General features: G+C 74.5%; 16 protein-coding genes. 5 read left to right on the forward strand and 11 right to left on the reverse strand.

Translation table 11 applies throughout. The features are described from left to right. Nucleotides 1-5 precede the first annotated feature (5 nt). Complete coding sequence (locus ABD981_RS33670; protein WP_123954454.1) at nt 6-845, reverse strand: alpha/beta fold hydrolase; 840 nt, start codon at nt 843-845, stop codon at nt 6-8. A gap of 116 nt (nt 846-961) precedes the next feature. Between ABD981_RS33670 and ABD981_RS33675 the strand changes: the two genes are divergently transcribed. Together ABD981_RS33675 and ABD981_RS33680 are read left to right on the forward strand one after the other, a co-directional pair. Next, the gene (locus tag ABD981_RS33675) at nt 962-1,873 is read left to right on the forward strand and encodes an RNA polymerase sigma-70 factor (RefSeq protein WP_382747817.1); all 912 of its coding nucleotides are present in this window, start codon (nt 962-964) and stop codon (nt 1,871-1,873) included. 271 nt (nt 1,874-2,144) lie between these two features. After that, a complete protein-coding gene (locus ABD981_RS33680) occupies nt 2,145-2,885 on the forward strand; it encodes a GntR family transcriptional regulator (protein ID WP_046907727.1) in 741 nt (246 codons plus the stop codon). A 130-nt stretch (nt 2,886-3,015) separates the two neighbouring features. Here the strand turns inward: ABD981_RS33680 and ABD981_RS33685 are convergent, their stop codons facing one another. Beyond that, nucleotides 3,016-4,173, reverse strand: coding sequence for an ROK family transcriptional regulator (locus ABD981_RS33685; RefSeq protein WP_046907726.1), 1,158 nt, complete (start codon nt 4,171-4,173; stop codon nt 3,016-3,018). A gap of 163 nt (nt 4,174-4,336) precedes the next feature. On the opposite strand from ABD981_RS33685, the gene ABD981_RS33690 reads away from it, so the two are divergent. Then, entirely contained in the window at nt 4,337-4,720 is a 384-nt protein-coding gene (locus ABD981_RS33690) for a hypothetical protein (protein WP_046907725.1), read from the forward strand. 92 nt (nt 4,721-4,812) lie between these two features. Here the strand turns inward: ABD981_RS33690 and mug are convergent, their stop codons facing one another. The 3 genes from mug to ABD981_RS33705 form a co-directional block, all read right to left on the reverse strand. Beyond that, nucleotides 4,813-5,385 (reverse strand): G/U mismatch-specific DNA glycosylase, encoded by a 573-nt coding sequence (gene mug, locus ABD981_RS33695; protein ID WP_123954456.1) that lies wholly within the window; start codon nt 5,383-5,385, stop codon nt 4,813-4,815. Further along, complete coding sequence (gene purB, locus ABD981_RS33700; protein ID WP_046907724.1) at nt 5,382-6,824, reverse strand: adenylosuccinate lyase; 1,443 nt, start codon at nt 6,822-6,824, stop codon at nt 5,382-5,384. Before purB ends, mug begins: the two co-directional genes overlap by 4 nt. 91 nt (nt 6,825-6,915) lie before the next feature. Next, entirely contained in the window at nt 6,916-7,698 is a 783-nt protein-coding gene (locus ABD981_RS33705) for an SGNH/GDSL hydrolase family protein (protein WP_046907723.1), read from the reverse strand. Nucleotides 7,699-7,762: 64 nt separating this feature from the next. Here ABD981_RS33705 and ABD981_RS33710 point away from each other — a divergent pair, with 64 nt between their 5' ends. After that, nucleotides 7,763-8,755: a maleylpyruvate isomerase N-terminal domain-containing protein gene (locus ABD981_RS33710; RefSeq protein ID WP_123954453.1), complete on the forward strand. Its 993-nt coding sequence runs from the start codon at nt 7,763-7,765 to the stop codon at nt 8,753-8,755. Between the two features lie 282 nt (nt 8,756-9,037). Here the strand turns inward: ABD981_RS33710 and ABD981_RS33715 are convergent, their stop codons facing one another. The 5 genes from ABD981_RS33715 to ABD981_RS33735 all read right to left on the reverse strand — a co-directional run bounded on the left by ABD981_RS33715 (nt 9,038) and on the right by ABD981_RS33735 (nt 14,417). Continuing rightward, nucleotides 9,038-10,057, reverse strand: a complete 1,020-nt coding sequence (locus ABD981_RS33715; protein WP_046907722.1) for a hemolysin family protein — start codon at nt 10,055-10,057, stop codon at nt 9,038-9,040. Next, a complete protein-coding gene (locus tag ABD981_RS33720; RefSeq protein WP_046907721.1) occupies nt 10,054-11,397 on the reverse strand; it encodes a hemolysin family protein in 1,344 nt (447 codons plus the stop codon). The genes ABD981_RS33715 and ABD981_RS33720 overlap by 4 nt, the downstream gene beginning before the upstream one ends. A 223-nt stretch (nt 11,398-11,620) precedes the next feature. Further along, nucleotides 11,621-12,058: a GNAT family N-acetyltransferase gene (locus ABD981_RS33725; RefSeq protein WP_046907720.1), complete on the reverse strand. Its 438-nt coding sequence runs from the start codon at nt 12,056-12,058 to the stop codon at nt 11,621-11,623. A gap of 80 nt (nt 12,059-12,138) precedes the next feature. Further along, a complete protein-coding gene (locus ABD981_RS33730) occupies nt 12,139-13,014 on the reverse strand; it encodes a TIGR03621 family F420-dependent LLM class oxidoreductase (RefSeq protein WP_123954452.1) in 876 nt (291 codons plus the stop codon). Between the two features lie 101 nt (nt 13,015-13,115). Further along, a complete protein-coding gene (locus tag ABD981_RS33735) occupies nt 13,116-14,417 on the reverse strand; it encodes an MFS transporter (protein WP_240495205.1) in 1,302 nt (433 codons plus the stop codon). Nucleotides 14,418-14,489: 72 nt separating this feature from the next. Here ABD981_RS33735 and ABD981_RS33740 point away from each other — a divergent pair, with 72 nt between their 5' ends. Beyond that, complete coding sequence (locus ABD981_RS33740) at nt 14,490-15,575, forward strand: GlxA family transcriptional regulator (RefSeq protein WP_123954450.1); 1,086 nt, start codon at nt 14,490-14,492, stop codon at nt 15,573-15,575. A gap of 16 nt (nt 15,576-15,591) precedes the next feature. On the opposite strand, the gene ABD981_RS33745 is transcribed toward ABD981_RS33740, so the two are convergent. After that, nucleotides 15,592-15,939: a VOC family protein gene (locus ABD981_RS33745; RefSeq protein ID WP_046907719.1), complete on the reverse strand. Its 348-nt coding sequence runs from the start codon at nt 15,937-15,939 to the stop codon at nt 15,592-15,594. Nucleotides 15,940-15,947 lie beyond the last annotated feature (8 nt).

Here is a 15,947-nt window from a genome sequence, read left to right on the forward strand (position 1 = left end):
AGGGGTCAGGCGGCGGGGCGGCTGCCGTCGAGGATCACCCGGGAGACGAGGGCCGGGTCGTCGTTCATGGGGACGTGACCGCAGCCCGGCAGCCGGACCAGGCGCGCGCCGGGGACGACCCGCTTGGCCCGGACGCCCTGGCGGCGCAGCAGGAGCCGGTCGCGGCTGCCCCAGGCGACGGTGACGGGCACGGCGGGGACGTCGTCGGTGAAGAGCACGCTCCCGCCGGACGCCAGGGTCTGGTGGAAGCCGGTCGCCTCCCTCAGGGCGAGCGTCTCGGCGACGGCCGCCTCGGGTGAACGGCGCCCGGGGCGCGCGTAGATGGTGCTGGTGAGCGCGGTCCGGCCGGCCGCGCTGCGGGAGAGGCGCTCGATCAGCGGGACGGGCATCGCGAGTGCGGCGGCCCGCATGGCGCGCAAGGTCGCGAACGCGTACCGCCGTTCGGCCTCCGACCAGAAGCCGGCCGGGGAGAGCGCCGTCACCGAGCGCACGAGCTTCTCGCGGCCGAGCTCCAGGGCGAGCAGGCCGCCGAGCGAGTTGCCGGCCACGTGCGGCCGTTCGACGCCGAGCGCCGCGCAGAAGGCGCCGAGCACCGGCGCCACGGTGCCGAGGTCGTACCGGTACCCCTCGGGCAGGCCGGGGGAGGCGCCGAAGCCCGGCAGGTCGACCGCGATGACGTCCCGCTCGGTCGCGAGGACGTCGAGCACCGGCTCCCAGGCCTGCCAGTGGTGGCCGATCCCGTGGAGCAGCAGCAGGGGCTCGCCCCGGCCCCGGCGCTCGTAGGCGAGGGTCACCGTGCGCGGTCCGCCGGGGGACTCCACGGGGAAAGAGATCTGTGCGGACATCGGTCGCTCCTGTCGTGGGATACCCCGTAGACACTGTAGACACCCTGTCAGCAACAATTACCGGTGGGTAGAGTCGAGTTCAAGAGCAGAGCCGGAAACTGGACAGGGGCCGTGGCGTGAGCTGGGATGGCACCGTGCCGACCGACATCCTCACCGACCCGACCGATCTGTTCGAAGAACACCGCCCGATGCTCACCGGTGTCGCCTACCGGATGCTCGGCCGCGCCGCCGACGCCGAGGACGTGGTGCAGGAGGCGTGGCTGCGCTGGTCCGCCGACGACCGCTCCGAGGTCCGCGAGCCCCGCGCCTTCCTCGTCCGGATCACCACCCGGCTCGCCATCGACCGGCTCCGCCAGGTGCAGTCCCGCCGCGAGTCCTACGTGGGCCCCTGGCTGCCCGAGCCGATCGTGACCGACTTCGGGCCGTCCGTGCCCGACACCGCCGAGCGCGCCCTGCTCTCCGACTCCGTCTCCCTGGCGCTCCTCGTCGTCCTGGAGTCCCTCTCCCCGCTCGAACGCGCCGTCTTCGTCCTGCGGGAGGCCTTCGGCTTCCCCTTCGCGGAGATCGCCGCCACCCTCGACCGCAGCGAGGCAGCCGTCCGCCAGCTCGCCGGACGGGCCCGCCGGCACGTCGACGAGGGCCGGCCGCGCTACGACGTGGACCCGGTCCAACGGCGCGATCTCACCGAGCGGTTCCTCGCCGCCGCGTCGAGCGGCGACCTCGAGGGGCTGCTCACCCTGCTCGCCCCGGACGTCAGGCTGGTCGGCGACAGCGGCGGCAAGTCCAAGGCCCCGCTGCGGGTCATGGAGACCGCCGACAAGATCGGCCGCTTCCTGGTCGCCATCTCCCAGGGAACGGACGACTCCTTCGGGGTCCGCTTCGCGGAGGTCAACGGCGGGCCGGCGCTGGTCGCCCTGGTCGACGGCAAGGTCGACTCCGTCTTCCAGATCGACATCCGCGACGGACGGATCGCCTGCGTCTACATCCTGCGCAATCCCGACAAGCTCCAGGGCCTCGCCCTCGACTGACCTCGGCCCGCCCCGCGCCGGCCCCCGACCCGCCCCGCCCCGGACCCGTTCGCGGTCCGGGGCGGGGCGTTTTGCTGCGAGGGGTTCTCCACGACACGAACGTCCTGTGAACGATCTAGGTCAGAGGGTCACATTCGGGGTCGTTCGGCGGAGGATTGGTCTTGACCAAGGGTGTGCGGCGCCTTATGGTCGCAGAGTTAGTGCAGGAACCTTTAATAAACAAGGGCGCGGAAAAACGCCGCGGGACACGGCGAATGTGCGGAGGATCAGGGTGGGGACCACGCAGCTGGAATCAGTACCGGAGCCGAAGTACTGGCACCTCAAGACCGTGATCGGCGAAGCCCTCGACTCGGACTTCGCGGTCGGGGAGATCCTGCCCAACGAGCGCGAACTCGCGGCCCGTTTCGGCGTCGCGCGCGCCACGCTCCGCCAGGCCCTGGAGCAGCTGGAGCTGGAGGGCCGCCTGCAGCGCCGCCGCGGCGTCGGCACCACCGTCGCCCCGCCCCGGGTCGGCGTCGACGTCTCCACCACCCAGCACACCTGGCCCGGTGTCGGCGAGGACACCTGGCAGTCGGTGGACTCCGCCGCCGGCACGGCGCCCGCCGCCGTCGCCCGCCTCCTGGAGATCACCGCGGACGAGCCCGTCCACGTGGTGCGCCGCCTGCGCGTCACCGAGGGCCAGCCGGTCGCCGCCGAACTGCTCTACGTGCCCTCCGGCTCGGTCCCCGGCCTCGGCGCCGTCGAGGTGCCCGGCGGCGTCGACCGCGCCCGCTCCGTCCTGCGCGAGCTCCAGCGCCTCGCCCTCGACGGGCAGGACCGCTCCGTCGAACTCGGCTCCGCGCGCGCGGACGACGCCCGGGAGCTGGACCGCCTGCCCGGCGCGCCCGTCCTCGTCGTCACCACCCGCTACCTCTCGGAGGGCGGCACCGCGGCCGTCTCCGTGGCCACGTACCGCGCCGACACCTGCAAGCTCACCTTCGGCGACTCCGGGGAAATGGTCATGGCCTCCTGACCCCTCGCGCACCTCACCGCGCACCCCCCTCGCACCACGCATCGGGCCCGTGTCCGGAAGCCGTGACCACGGCTGCCGGACACGGGCCCGACGGCATTGCGCGAGGGGCACCCGCGCGGTGCGGACCGCCTCAGCGGCGGGCCGACACCGTGCCGTCCACCGCGAACAGCTGCTCCTCGACGTGGTCGAGCGCCAGCCGCAGCGCGCCCGTGCCCACCGCCGCCTCGCCCAGCATCGACAGGACCACCCGCGGCGGCCGCAGGCAGAAGCGCGCCAGCTCCTCGCGGAGCGGCTGCAGCACCCCGTCCAGACCGGCCGCCCAGCCGCCGATCACCACCAGCTCCGGGTCGAGCGCGAGCACCAGCGCCGCCACGTCGTGCACGAGGCGCTGGATGAACCGCTCCACGGCCGCCCCGGCCCGCGCGTCGCCCTGCTTGGCCAGCGCGAACACCTCGGCCACCGCCTGCTCGTCCAGCGGGTGCAGCGGCTCGTCCGTGGTCGAGAGCAGATGCTCGGGGGTGACGCCCCGGCCGAGCAGGTGCAGCGCCCCGATCTCCCCGGCCGCCCCGCCGTAGCCGCGGTGCAGCCGGCCGCCGATCAGCGAACCCGCGCCGGGGCTGAGCCCGGCGAGGACGAAGACGATGTCGTCGGAATCGCTCGCGGCCCCCTTCCAGTGCTCGGCGACCGCCGCCGCGTTCGCGTCGTTCTCCACGATGACCGGGCAGCGGAACGAACGCCGCAGCCGCTCGCCGAGCGCGAGACCGGTCCAGCCGGGCAGCGCGGTGCCGAGGCGGACCGTGCCGTCCGCCTCCACGATCCCGGGCGTGCCCACGCCGACGGCCCGCAGGTTCGACCGGGGCACCCCGGTCCTGCGCAGCACGTCGGCCACCACCGTCCGCACCCGGTCGAGGCGCTCGTCCTCGGGGGCCGTCTCCGACACCTCGCGGGAGCCGGCGCCGATGATCCGCCCGTCCAGACCGGAGATCAGCGCCGCCACGCGGTGCGGTCCGATCTCGACGCCCAGCAGATGCCCCGCCTCCGCCCGGAAGCGGAACCTCCGGGCCGGCCGCCCCTGGCGCCGGGCCTCGCCCTCCTCGGGCGCCGCCTCGACGACCAGGCCACCCTCGATGAGCCCCTCGGTCACCCCCTCGACCGTGGGCCGGGACAGACCCGTGACCCGGGTCAGGTCCGTGAGCGTGAGCGCGTCGGAGCCCCGCAGCGCATGGAGTACCACCGCGGAGTTGATCCGCCGCAGCAGCGACGGATCCCCGCCGGTCAGCCGCCCCACCGTGTGTCCTCCCAGCTTGTGCGTTCTTTGCCCGGATGTTACTCAATGGGCGCAGGTGCGGCGAGTGCCGCCCGGTACGGAAGCGGACGCCGCGCGGCCGGGCCGCTGCCTCCGGCCGCCTGACGGACCACCAGGTGTCAGTGCCCGCCGCTTTACTGGACCCATGACCCTGGACCGGCACCTCGCCGCTCTCGACCTGTTGCGCGACCGCCCCTTCGGCGACCGCGCCCACCACCTGGCCGAGTTAGCCATCGGCGACACCCCCGGCGGCGCCGTGGACGCGGAGGGGGCGGACGCGGAGCGGACCGCGCTCGCCGGGCTGCTCGCCGCCCGCTGGGGCCCGCCCGACCGCCTCGGCCTCGGCTCGCTGCTCCTGCGCGCGGAGCGGGGAGAGCGGATGGCGGAGCCCTGGGGCCTGCTCAGCACCTCGGTGCCCGACGTCGAGCTGTGGCGGGCGGAGGGGCGGTGGATCGCCCTCGGCCTGGTGGGGGCGGCGGAGGACGCGTACCGCCTGCTCGTCTGCGTGACGGAGGTCGACCCGCCCTGAGCCGAACTCCCTGGTGGGGCCGGACCACCCGCCTTGAGCCGGACTCCCTCGGGGGGCCGGCCCACCCGTCCCGAGCCCGCCCCCGTCCCGGGTCAGACCGCCCGCAGGTCCGGCAGCCCGGCCGCCTCGCGCAGCCGGGCGAACTCCTCCGCCATCGACGCGGCGGTCCAGTGCGCGTTCAGTCCGCTCGGGTTGGGCAGCGCCCAGATCCGGGTCGTGCCGATCGTCCGGTCCTGCGGTCCGACCACCGCCTTCTTCTCGCCGAAGGCGGTGCGGTACGCGGTGACCCCGACGACCGCCAGCCAGCGCGGCGCCAGCCGCTCCACCTTCTCGGTGAGGATCCGGCCGCCCTCCCGGTACTCCTCGGCGCTCAGCTCGTCGGCCCGCGCGGTCGCCCGTGCCACCACGTTGGTGATGCCGAGGCCGTACGAGAGGAGTTCCTCCTGCTCGGCCGGCGCGAGCTGCCGCGGGGTGAGACCGGACAGGTGCAGCACGGGCCAGAACCGGTTGCCGGGGCGGGCGAAGTGGTGGCCCGTCGCGGCGGTCATCAGCCCCGGGTTGATCCCGCAGAGGAGGACCGAAAGGCCGCCCGCGGCCACGTCGGGGACGACGCGGTCGCGGGCGGCCTGGAGCTCCTCGGCGGAGAACCGGGGGGTTCCGGTCAGAGGATCGACCCGGGGGTGTAGCCGGCGGCCTCCGGGTGCTGCTTGACGATCTCCTCGATGCGGGAGACCACGACGGCGACCTGGTCGGCGGCGGCACCGGTGAAGGACAGCTTGTCGGCCATCAGGGCGTCGAGCTGCGCGCGGTCCAGCGGGATCCGCTCGTCGGCGGCCAGCTTGTCCAGGAGCTCGTTGCGCTCGGCGCCCTGCTCGCGCATGGCGAGGGCGGAGGCGACGGCGTTCTCCTTGATGGCCTCGTGGGCGACCTCGCGGCCCACGCCGGCGCGGACGGCGCCCATGAGGACCTTGGTGGTGGCCAGGAAGGGCAGGTAGCGGTCCAGCTCGCGGGCGATGACCGCGGGGAAGGCGCCGAACTCGTCGAGGACGGTGAGGAAGGTCTCCAGGAGGCCGTCGAAGGCGAAGAACGCGTCCGGCAGGGCCACCCGGCGCACCACCGAGCAGGAGACGTCGCCCTCGTTCCACTGGTCGCCCGCCAGCTCGCCGGTCATCGACGCGTAGCCGCGCAGGATGACCATCAGGCCGTTGACGCGCTCGCAGGAGCGGGTGTTCATCTTGTGCGGCATCGCCGAGGAGCCGACCTGGCCGGGCTTGAAGCCCTCGGTCACGAGCTCGTGGCCCGCCATCAGGCGGATCGTCTTGGCGATCGACGACGGGGCGGCGGCCAGCTGCACGAGGGTGGTGACCACGTCGTAGTCGAGCGAGCGCGGGTAGACCTGGCCGACCGAGGTGAAGGCGTGCGCGAAGCCGAGGTGCCCGGCGATCCGCTGCTCCAGGTCGGCCAGCTTCGAGGCGTCGCCGCCGAGCAGGTCGAGCATGTCCTGGGCGGTGCCGACCGGGCCCTTGATGCCGCGCAGCGGGTAGCGGCCGAGGAGGTCCTCCAGGCGCGCGTAGGCGGCGAGCAGCTCGTCGGCGGCGGTCGCGAAACGCTTGCCGAGGGTGGTGGCCTGGGCGGCGACGTTGTGCGAGCGGCCCGCCATGACCAGCTCCGCGTACTCGGCGGAGAGCTTGCCGAGCCGGGCGAGGACGGAGACCGTGCGGTCGCGCATCAGCTCGAGGGAGAGCCGGATCTGGAGCTGCTCGACGTTCTCCGTGAGGTCACGCGAGGTCATGCCCTTGTGGACGTGCTCGTGGCCGGCGAGGGCGTTGAACTCCTCGATGCGGGCCTTCACGTCGTGCCGGGTGACCTTCTCGCGCTCGGCGATGGAGCCGAGGTCGACCTGGTCGAGCACGCGCTCGTAGTCGGACAGGGCCGCGTCCGGAACCTCGATCCCGAGGTCCTTCTGGGCACGCAGCACGGCCAGCCACAGCTGGCGCTCCAGCTTCACCTTCTGCTCGGGGGACCAGAGGACGGCGAGCTCCGCGGAGGCGTAGCGGCCGGCCAGGACGTTGGGGATGCGGGGCTTCGCAGTCACAGCAGTCACGTGGACCGATTCTACTGGCGGTTCGTGCAGGCCAGCGCCACGGGCCGGGCTGGAGCTTGCTACGAGACGGGGGTCACGCCGGCGGGACCCGTCAGCCGCCCGCGGGGGCCTCGTACGGCAGCAGTTCCGGGCGCTTGGGGGCGCGGCCGTCGCCGGAGGAGCGGCCGGTGAGGCGACGGCCGATCCAGGGGGCCAGGTGCTCCTTGGCGAAGCGGGCGTCGGCGGCCCTGCGGGCGGCCCAGCCCGGCGGGACGGCCGCCGGGAGCGGGGCGCGCCAGTCCTCCTCGGGCGCCAGGCCCAGGGTCTGCCAGACCGCCTCCGCCACCCGGCGGTGCCCGTCGGCGGTGAGGTGGAGCCGGTCCACGTCCCACAGGCGGGGGTCGCCGAGGGCCGGGGCCCCGTAGAGGTCGACCACCAGCGCGCCGTGCCGGGCGGCGAGCTCGTCCACGTACGCGAAGAGCTCCTCCATGCGCGGCCGGAAGCGCTCCATCACCGGGCCGTTGCGGCCCGGGCTGCGCATCAGGACCAGCCGGCCGCAGGACGGGGCGAGCCGCTCCACGGCCTCGCCGAGCAGGCCGCGCACCCGGCCCATGTCGCACTTGGGGCGCAGGGTGTCGTTGAGCCCGCCGACCAGGGTCACGACATCGGCCTTCATCGCGGCCGCCGCGTCGATCTGCTCGTCGACGATCTGGCCGATGAGCTTGCCGCGCACGGCCAGGTTGGCGTAGCGGAAGCCGGGCGTGCGGGCGGCCAGCCGGCCGGCCAGGACGTCGGCCCAGCCCCGGTAGGAACCGTCGGGCTTCCGGTCCGACATACCCTCGGTGAAGCTGTCGCCCACGGCGACAAGACTGGTGTAGGTGGCATTGATCTCCATGGCCCAGCGATCGTACCGCGCGGTATGGCCGTCGTGGCCGGGAGGAGCTGGGAGGGGAAACCCCATGAGTGAGGCGCTGCTCGACGCGCTGGCCGAGGCCGTGGCCGAACTGGCCGCGGCGCAGGAACCCGAGGTGTCCGCGGAGCGGCTGGAGGGCACCGCGCGCCTCCTGGACGGACTGCCCGCCGCCGACCGGCGGACCCTGGACCGGCTGTTCCGCGAAGCCGCCCTGCGGCAGCCTCCCGGACCCCGCCGCGAGCGGCTGCTGAAGGTCCCGGCGGGCCTCGGCCTGCCGGGGGACGTCCAGGCCGCCCGCTGCGATCTGGTGGCCTCGTACGTCGAGAGCTTCGTCACGCTGGTGCGCGGCGCCGACCCCGCCACGCCCGTTCCGGGCCGCCCCGGCCTGACCCTCGCCGACCTCGTACGGCTCCACGGGACGGGCCACCGCTGGACCGAGCACCTGGTGCGCACCCGGGCGACCGCCCGCGTCCGGCCCGGGGACGTGCCGCTGGACCTGCCGGCGGACCCGGCCGAGTACCCCGACTGGCTCGCGGCGAGCGCGGCGACCGCCCTGCGGACCCTGCGGGAGGCCGAACCGGACGCCCCGGTGTGGTCGCACGGCGGCGACCCGCACGTGCGGTTCTTCCCGCGCCGGCTGCTCTTCGAGGCGGTGGTCCACCTGGCCGACGCCGAGCTGGCCCTGGGCCGGCAGCCCGCGCCGGTCGATCCCGGGACGGCCGCCGACGGCATCGAGGAGTTCCTGGAGAACCTCCCGTACTTCTCCGTGGCCGCCGAGCGCGTCGCCCAGCTCGGCCGGGACGGCGCCGGCCTCCGGCTCACCGCGACCGACACCGGCGCCGCGTGGACGATCACCTTCGGCGGAGGCGGCTTCGGCTGGCGGCGCCGGGCCGGGGGCGAGCCCACCGCGGGCGTCGAGGGCACCGCGGCCGACCTGCTGCTGCTCGTGTACGGGCGGTACGCGGCCGACGACCCGCGCTTCTCCCGCTCCGGCGACACCGCGCTCCTCGACGCCTGGATCACGGCGACCGCGGTCTAGGGACCGCCCGGGGGCCCGGGGGCCCGGGGGACCCGCGGTCTTGCGGTCCTGCGGCCTCGCGGTCCTGCGGTCCCGGAGTCCTGCGGTCTCGCGGTCCTGCGGTCCCGGGGTCCTGCGGTCCCGGGGGCGCGCCCGCGGTCCCGGGTCCCGGGGCCCGCGGTCCCGGCATCCCCGTGTCGGGACGTCCCGGCGCCGTGACGTCCGTACGCCGGAAGGGCCCGGGACGGCGTGCGTCCCGAGCCCTTCCCCGTCGTCCCTCGTGTGCGACGGCGTGCCTGCGCGTCAGGGCGCCGAGGGGCGGCCCACCAGTTCGCGCAGCACGTCCTCCATCGTCACCAGACCGGCCGGCCGGCCGTCCTCGTCGAGGACGGCCGCCAGGTGCGTCCGGCTGCGCCGCATCGCGGTCAGGACGTCGTCCAGCGGGGTCTCCGCCCGCACCCGGGCGATCGGCCGCAGGGCCGACACCGGGAACGGCAGGTCGCGCGGGGTGACGTCCAGGGCGTCCTTCACGTGCAGGTAGCCGAGGATCCGGCGCTCCGGGTCGACGACGGGGAAGCGGGAGAACCCGGACCGCGCCGACAGCGCCTCCAGCTCCTCCGGAGTCGTGCCCGCCCGCGCGTACACGACCTTCTCCACCGGCATGACGACGTCCCGCACCGGGCGCCGGCCCAGTTCGAGGGCGTCGTGCAGGCGCTCGGCGGCGCGGTCGTCGAGCAGTCCGGCGTCACCGGCGTCGGTGACCATCCGGGCCAGCTCGTCGTCCGAGAACGTGGCCGAGACCTCGTCCTTCGTCTCCACCCGCAGCAGCCGCAGGATCGCGTTGGCGAAGGCGTTGATGGTGAAGATCACCGGGCGCAGCGCCCGCGCCAGCGTCACCAGCGGCGGCCCGAGGGCGAGCGCCGAGCGGGTCGGTTCGGCCAGGGCGATGTTCTTCGGGACCATCTCGCCCAGCAGCATGTGCAGGTACGTGGCGACCGTCAGCGCGATCACGAACGAGATGGGGTGCACGAGGCCGTGCGGCACGCCGACGGCGTCGAACACCGGCTCCAGGAGGTGGGCGATGGCCGGTTCGGCCACGATGCCCAGCACCAGGGTGCACAGCGTGATGCCGAGCTGGGCCGCCGCGAGCAGCGCCGAGACGTGTTCGAGGCCCCAGATGACGCTGCGGGCCCGGCGGTTCCCGGCCTCCGCGAGCGGCTCGATCTGACTGCGGCGCACGGAGATCAGGGCGAACTCGGCGCCGACGAAGAAGGCGTTGACGACCAGGGTCGCGAAGCCGATCAGCAGCTGGATCGCGATCATCGGCCGGCCTCCTCGTGCGCGTCCTCGGCGGTGCCGGGGAGCGGGGCGTGCATCAGCACGCGGGCCGCGCGCCGCCCGGAGGCGTCCACCACGTCGAGCCGCCAGCCGGCGAGCTCCACGCTGTCCCCGACGGCCGGGATCCGGCCGAGCTCGGTGGCCAGCACGCCCGCGAGGGTCTCGTACGGGCCCTCCGGCAGCTTCAGGCCGATGGCCTCCAGCTGGTCGGTGCGGGCCGCGCCGTCCGCGGACCACAGCGCGCGGCCGTCGGTGTCCTCGCCGGCCGGGGCCAGGTCGGGCGTCTCGTGCGGGTCGTGCTCGTCGCGCACCTCGCCGACGACCTCCTCGACGATGTCCTCCAGGGTCGCGACGCCGGCCGTGCCGCCGTACTCGTCGATGACGACGGCCATCGTCTGCTTGCCGGACAGCCGGTCGAGCAGCCGGTCCACGGTCAGGCTCTCGGGCACCAGGAGCGGTTCGCGCAGCATCTCGCCGATGCGGCGGCGCGGCCGCTCGTCGGCGGGTATGGCGAGGACGTCCTTGATGTGGGCGATGCCGACGACCGTGTCGAGGCTGCCCCGGTAGACGGGGAAGCGGCTGAGCCCGGTCGCCCGGGTCGCGTTGGCGACGTCCTCGGCCGTGGCCTGCACCTCCAGGGCGGTGACCTGGACGCGGGGGGTCATCACGTTCTCCGCGGTCAGCTCGGCCAGGTTGAGCGTGCGGACGAAGAGCTCGGCGGTGTCCGCCTCCAGGGCGCCCTCCTTCGCGGAGTGGCGCGCCAGGGCCACCAGCTCCTGCGGGGAGCGGGCGGAGGCCAGCTCCTCGGTGGGCTCCATGCCGAGCCGGCGCAGGATGCGGTTGGCGGTGTTGTTGAGGTGGCTGATCAGCGGCTTGAACGCGGCGGTGAAGATCCGCTGCGGGGTGGCCACCGCCTTGGCGATCGCGAGCGGCGAGGAGATCGCCCAGTTCTTGGGGACCAGCTCGCCGACGACCATCAGGACGACGGTCGACAGGGCGGTGCCGAGGACCAGGGCCACCGAGGAGGCGACCGAGGGGGAGAGGCCGAGGGCTTCGACCGGGCCTTGGAGCAGCTTGGCGATCGACGGCTCGGAGAGCATGCCGACGACCAGGTTGGTCACGGTGATGCCGAGCTGCGCGCCGGAGAGCTGGAAGGTCAGCGACTTCACGGCCTTGAGGGCGCTGGCGGCGCCCCGCTCGCCGCGCTCGACGGCGGCTTCGAGCTCGCTCCGCTGGACGGTGGTCAGCGAGAACTCGGCCGCGACGAAGGCACCGCAGGCCAGGGCGAGCAGCAGCGCCACGAAGAGGAGCAGTACCTCGGTCATCGGTTCACCTCCGTCCCTCGACGAGTCCCATGATCAGTCAGGGGAGGGAGGACCGCGCGATGTCGGCTTCGGGAACGGCTACTGGGAGGCTCGCCCATGGGCGGACGCTCACACCTTTCGATAGTGCTGGGGCCGTGCTCACGCACGGCCGGGGATGCTCAGAGCGATCGGATGATCGAATTCTGACCACCCATAGTAAAGGATGGGCAAAAGCGGGTGGCTTTCAGTGACCGGTGGTGACCGCAAGCGGCTTCACCCAGCGGGTCCACTGCTCCTGCGGGCCGTAGCCGGTCGCGCGCCACGCGGCCTGCCCCCGCTCGTTCCGGTCCAGCACCATCGCGTCCGCGCGCCGGCCGCCGAGCCGTGCGAACCGCTCCTCGGCCGCGGCGAGCAGCGCGCCGCCGATGCCCCGGCGGCGGTGGTCCGGGTGGACGGCGAGGCGGTAGAGGTGGCACCGCCAGCCGTCGAAGCCGGCGATCACCGTCCCCACCAGCTCCCCGTCCCGCTCCGCGAGCAGCAGGGACTCGGGGTCCCGCTCGACGAGGCGCTCCACGCCCGCGCGGTCGTCGCTGATGCTCGTGCCCTCGGCGGCGGCCTTCCAGAAGGCGAGTACGGCGTCGAGGTCGGCCGCCACCGCGGCCCGTATCCGAAGATCGTCCATGCTCGCATCCCACCACCGCCCCGGGCCTGCCGTCGACCGTGTTTCACGGGTCAGGACGGGCCGGGGCCCGGCCCCCGGCGTCAGGAGGGCGCGGACCCCCGCAGCCGTGCGATCACCGGGCCGAACGCCTCCATCGCCCGGTCCAGCACCGTCAGGTACGAGAAGCCGAACCGTTCGCGGAGCGCCTTCACCCGGTCGGCGATCTCCGGCACCGTGCCGATCAGGAGGATCGGCAGGTCCAGGATCAGCTCCTCGTCGAGGTACGGCGCCAGCGGGAGGAACTCGGCCGCCGCGGCCGGCCGGTCCTCGGTCACGATCACCCGCTGGACGAGCAGGTTGAGCTCCGCGGGCGTCGTGCGGCCGGCCTCGCGCTCGAAGCCCCGGTAGGACTCCACCCGCCCCGCCAGCTCCTCGGCGGTCAGCACCGTCACCCCCTCGCCGGTGAAGCGGCCGCCGCTGAAGGCCGTGACGTCGGCGTGCCGGGCGGCGAGCCGCAGCACCCGTTCCCCGTTGCCCCCGATGAGCAGGGGCGTGCGCGGGCCGCCCTCCTCGCCCTTGAGCGTCCCGGCCAACTCCTCGACGGTACGGGCGAGATGGCCGACCCGTTCGCCGGGGGGCAGGAACGGGATCCCGGCCCGCTCGTGCTCCGCCCGTACGTAGCCGGTGCCCAGGCCGAGTTCGAGCCGCCCGTCGGTCAGGGCCGCGGTCGTCGCCACCTCGCGGGCCAGCAACGCCGGGTTCCAGAAACCCGTGTTGAGCACGAAGGTGCCGAGTCGCGGCCGGGTCGTCGCCGCGGCGGCCGCCACCAGCGAGGGGAACGGGGCCGGCATGCCGAGGTGGTCCGCGACGAGGATCAGGTCGTACCCCAGCTCCTCGGCCCGGCGGCAGCGCGCCCGCCACTCGGGACCCGTGCCCGGCGTGAGCATGTTGACGGCGAATCGGAAGGGCGACACCACGGCGGTACCTCCAGGTCGACGAGCCGCTGCGAGCGGCGACGAGCGGCGACGAGCGGCGAACGGCGACGAGCGGCGAACGGCGACGAGCGGCGACGGTCGGCTCAGCCTGGCACGCCCGGCGCGGCACCGGCGCGGCGCAACGAGCGGATCGCCGGAATCGCGAGCAGGGCCGCGCAGCCCGCCAGGCAGGTGCCCGCCGAGACCAGCAGCAGCCGCCCGGGCGAGGCCAGCGCGGTGGCCGGTCCCGCCAGGATCTGGCCGAGCGCGATCCCGGACACGGACCCGGCCAGCTCGTACGCGCTGACCCGGTTCAGCACGGCGGGCGGGGTGTGGGTCTGCACGCTGGTCGCCCACATCACCGACCAGAACGCCAGGGCGCCGCCGCCGAGGACATGGCCCGCGAGCAGCACCGGCAGCCCGGAGTCCAGCGCCACGCAGAGCGGCAGCACGGTGTGCAGCGCCATGGCCACCGCCCCGGCGGCCAGCGGCCGGGCCGGACGCAGCCGCAGGGCGAGCAGCCCGCCCAGCACCGTACCGGCACCCAGGAAGGAGACGGCGAGGCCGTACGCGTCCGGGCCGAGCCGGGCGCCGATCAGCGCCGAACTCAGCGGCACCAGCGGGCCGAAGAGCAGCACGCCGTACGCGACCCAGATCAGGATCACCGCCCACATCCAGGTGCGGGAGCGGAACTCGTGCCAGCCCTGGCGCAGATCGCGGCGGAGGGAACGCACGGGGGAGGCGGCCGTGATGGCGCCCTCGGTGCCGGTGCCGGTGTCCGTGTCGGCGGCGGCCGGGGCGAGCCGGATCAGGGCCAGGCAGAGGGCGCTGAGCAGGAAGGTCCCGGCGTCGATCGCGTACACGGCGCCGGCGCCGGTCAGCGCGATCAGCAGTCCCGCCAGGGCCGGTCCGAGCAGATGGGCGAGGGCGTCGGCCACCTTGAGCGTGGCGTTGGCCCGCTGCGGTTCGGCGGCGACCAGCGGGACCATCCCGTTCGCGCCCGGCAGGAACATCGCGACGGCCGCGCCCGCCAGCGCCGCCATGGCCACCAGTAGCCAGAACGGCGGCCGTCCGGCGAAGAAGGCGGCCGCCAGCACGCCCTGGGTGAGCACCCGGACGAGGTCGGCGCCGACCATCATCCGGCGCGCGCCGAACCGGTCGGCGAACACACCGCCGAACAGGACCAGGAGGACGAACGTCCCGGTCCAGGTGCCGAGGACGATGCCGACCCCGGAGATCCCGTACAGCGCGCCGACCGCGAGCGCGGCGGCCACCGGCATCATCGCGTCGCCGAACAGCGACACCGTACGGGCGGCGAAGTAGAGGGTGAAGCGCCGGTCCCACAAGGGGAGCCGGACGGAGGCGGATGAGGGGGAGGACGGGTTCCGAGCCTGCGTGATGGTCACAGGAGGGATCATGGTCTGGACCACTCGGCCCGTCCCAGTGTCCTGACCGACATGAAGGGGTACTTTCGCGCCATGACGCCGTCCCGTCCGCTGCCGGAGTCCCGGGCCCGCCACCGGGTGGTGGCCCTGTTGCAGCCCCAGCAGTCCACCTTCCCGCTGTCCTGCGCCGCCGAGGTGTTCGGCGACCACGGCCCCGCGATCCCCGCCCGCTACGCCTTCGAGGTCTGCGCCGAACGGCCCGGCCCCGTCCGCACCCAGGCCGGCTACGACCTGCTGGTCACCCAGGGTCTGGAGGCGCTGGAACGCGCGGACACCGTCCTGGTCCCCGGCAGGCAGCGGCCGGCCGACGCGGAGGTGCCGCCGGAGGTCGCCGCCGCGGTCCGCCGGGCGCACGCGCGCGGCGCGCGGATCGTCGGACTCTGCTCGGGCGCCTTCGTGCTCGCCGCCGCCGGACTGCTCGACGAGCGGCGGGCCGCCACCCACTGGGCCCGGGCCGCCGAGCTCGCGACCCGCTTCCCCCGGGTCCGGGTCGACCCCGGCGTGCTGTACGTGGACCACGGCGACGTCGCCACCAGCGCCGGGTCCGCGGCCGGCGTGGACCTCTGCCTGCACCTGGTGCGCACCGACCACGGCGCCGCGTACGCGATGCGGATCGCCCGGCAGATGGTGACGCCGCCGCACCGTGAGGGCTGCCAGCTGCAGTACGCCGAACTCCCCACCTCCGGGCCGGTCGCCGACTCGCTCGCCCCGCTCCTCGAATGGCTGTCGGGGCGGCTGGACCGGCCGACCGGCATCGCCGAGATGGCCGCCTACGCGCAGCTCTCCGCCCGCACGCTGACCCGGCGGTTCACCGAGCAGCTGGGCATCAGCCCGGGGCGCTGGCTGCTGGACCGGCGGCTCGCCGCCACCCGGGCGCTGCTGGAGGAGACCGACCTGCCGGTCGAGACCATCGCGCGCCGGGTGGGCCTCTCCTCGGCGGTCAACCTGCGAAGGCGCTTCCACGAGGCGCTGCGCACGACACCGGCGGCGTACCGGCGCACGTTCCGCGCGAACGGGACCGGGGACGGGACCGGGGACGGGACCGGGGACGGGAACGCGGCCGAGGCCCCGGCCGGGGCCCATGGCGCGGCCCATGGCGCGGACGAGGCCGTCGGCTAGCCGTGCGGCGGGGTGTTCAGCCGCCCGTCACGAAGCAGAACTCGTTGCCCTCGGGGTCGTGCATCACCTGGAAGGTCCCCTGCTCGTCCGTCACCGGGCCGCCCGAGCGGCGCGCGCCCCGCGGCAGCACCTCGTCGGCCGCCGCCACCGGATCGGCGACCTCCACGTCGAGGTGCAGGCGGTTCTTCGCCGCCTTGCCCTCGGGCACCTTCTGGAAGGCGATCCGGACGAACCCCGGCGGATCGACGTACGACCAGTCGGGGCTCCGGTCGACCGGAGCCCCGCCGAGGAGGGCCGACCAGAAGCGGGCGAGGGCCGACGGGTCGGCACAGTCGAAGACGATCTCCTGAACGCGAGCACGCATGCGGGCCA

Source organism: Streptomyces showdoensis, from assembly GCF_039535475.1.
Taxonomy (GTDB): Bacteria; Actinomycetota; Actinomycetes; order Streptomycetales; family Streptomycetaceae; genus Streptomyces; species Streptomyces showdoensis.

Coding starts and splice junctions, on each gene's coding strand:
- ABD981_RS33745 (WP_046907719.1), bottom strand. CDS start 15,939: ATGCGTGCTCGCGTTCAGGAGATCGTCTTCGACTGTGCCGACCCGTCG.
- ABD981_RS33725 (WP_046907720.1), bottom strand. CDS start 12,058: ATGGACGATCTTCGGATACGGGCCGCGGTGGCGGCCGACCTCGACGCC.
- ABD981_RS33710 (WP_123954453.1), top strand. CDS start 7,763: ATGAGTGAGGCGCTGCTCGACGCGCTGGCCGAGGCCGTGGCCGAACTG.
- ABD981_RS33670 (WP_123954454.1), bottom strand. CDS start 845: ATGTCCGCACAGATCTCTTTCCCCGTGGAGTCCCCCGGCGGACCGCGC.
- ABD981_RS33690 (WP_046907725.1), top strand. CDS start 4,337: ATGACCCTGGACCGGCACCTCGCCGCTCTCGACCTGTTGCGCGACCGC.
- ABD981_RS33705 (WP_046907723.1), bottom strand. CDS start 7,698: ATGGAGATCAATGCCACCTACACCAGTCTTGTCGCCGTGGGCGACAGC.
- ABD981_RS33715 (WP_046907722.1), bottom strand. CDS start 10,057: ATGATCGCGATCCAGCTGCTGATCGGCTTCGCGACCCTGGTCGTCAAC.
- ABD981_RS33720 (WP_046907721.1), bottom strand. CDS start 11,397: ATGACCGAGGTACTGCTCCTCTTCGTGGCGCTGCTGCTCGCCCTGGCC.
- ABD981_RS33740 (WP_123954450.1), top strand. CDS start 14,490: ATGACGCCGTCCCGTCCGCTGCCGGAGTCCCGGGCCCGCCACCGGGTG.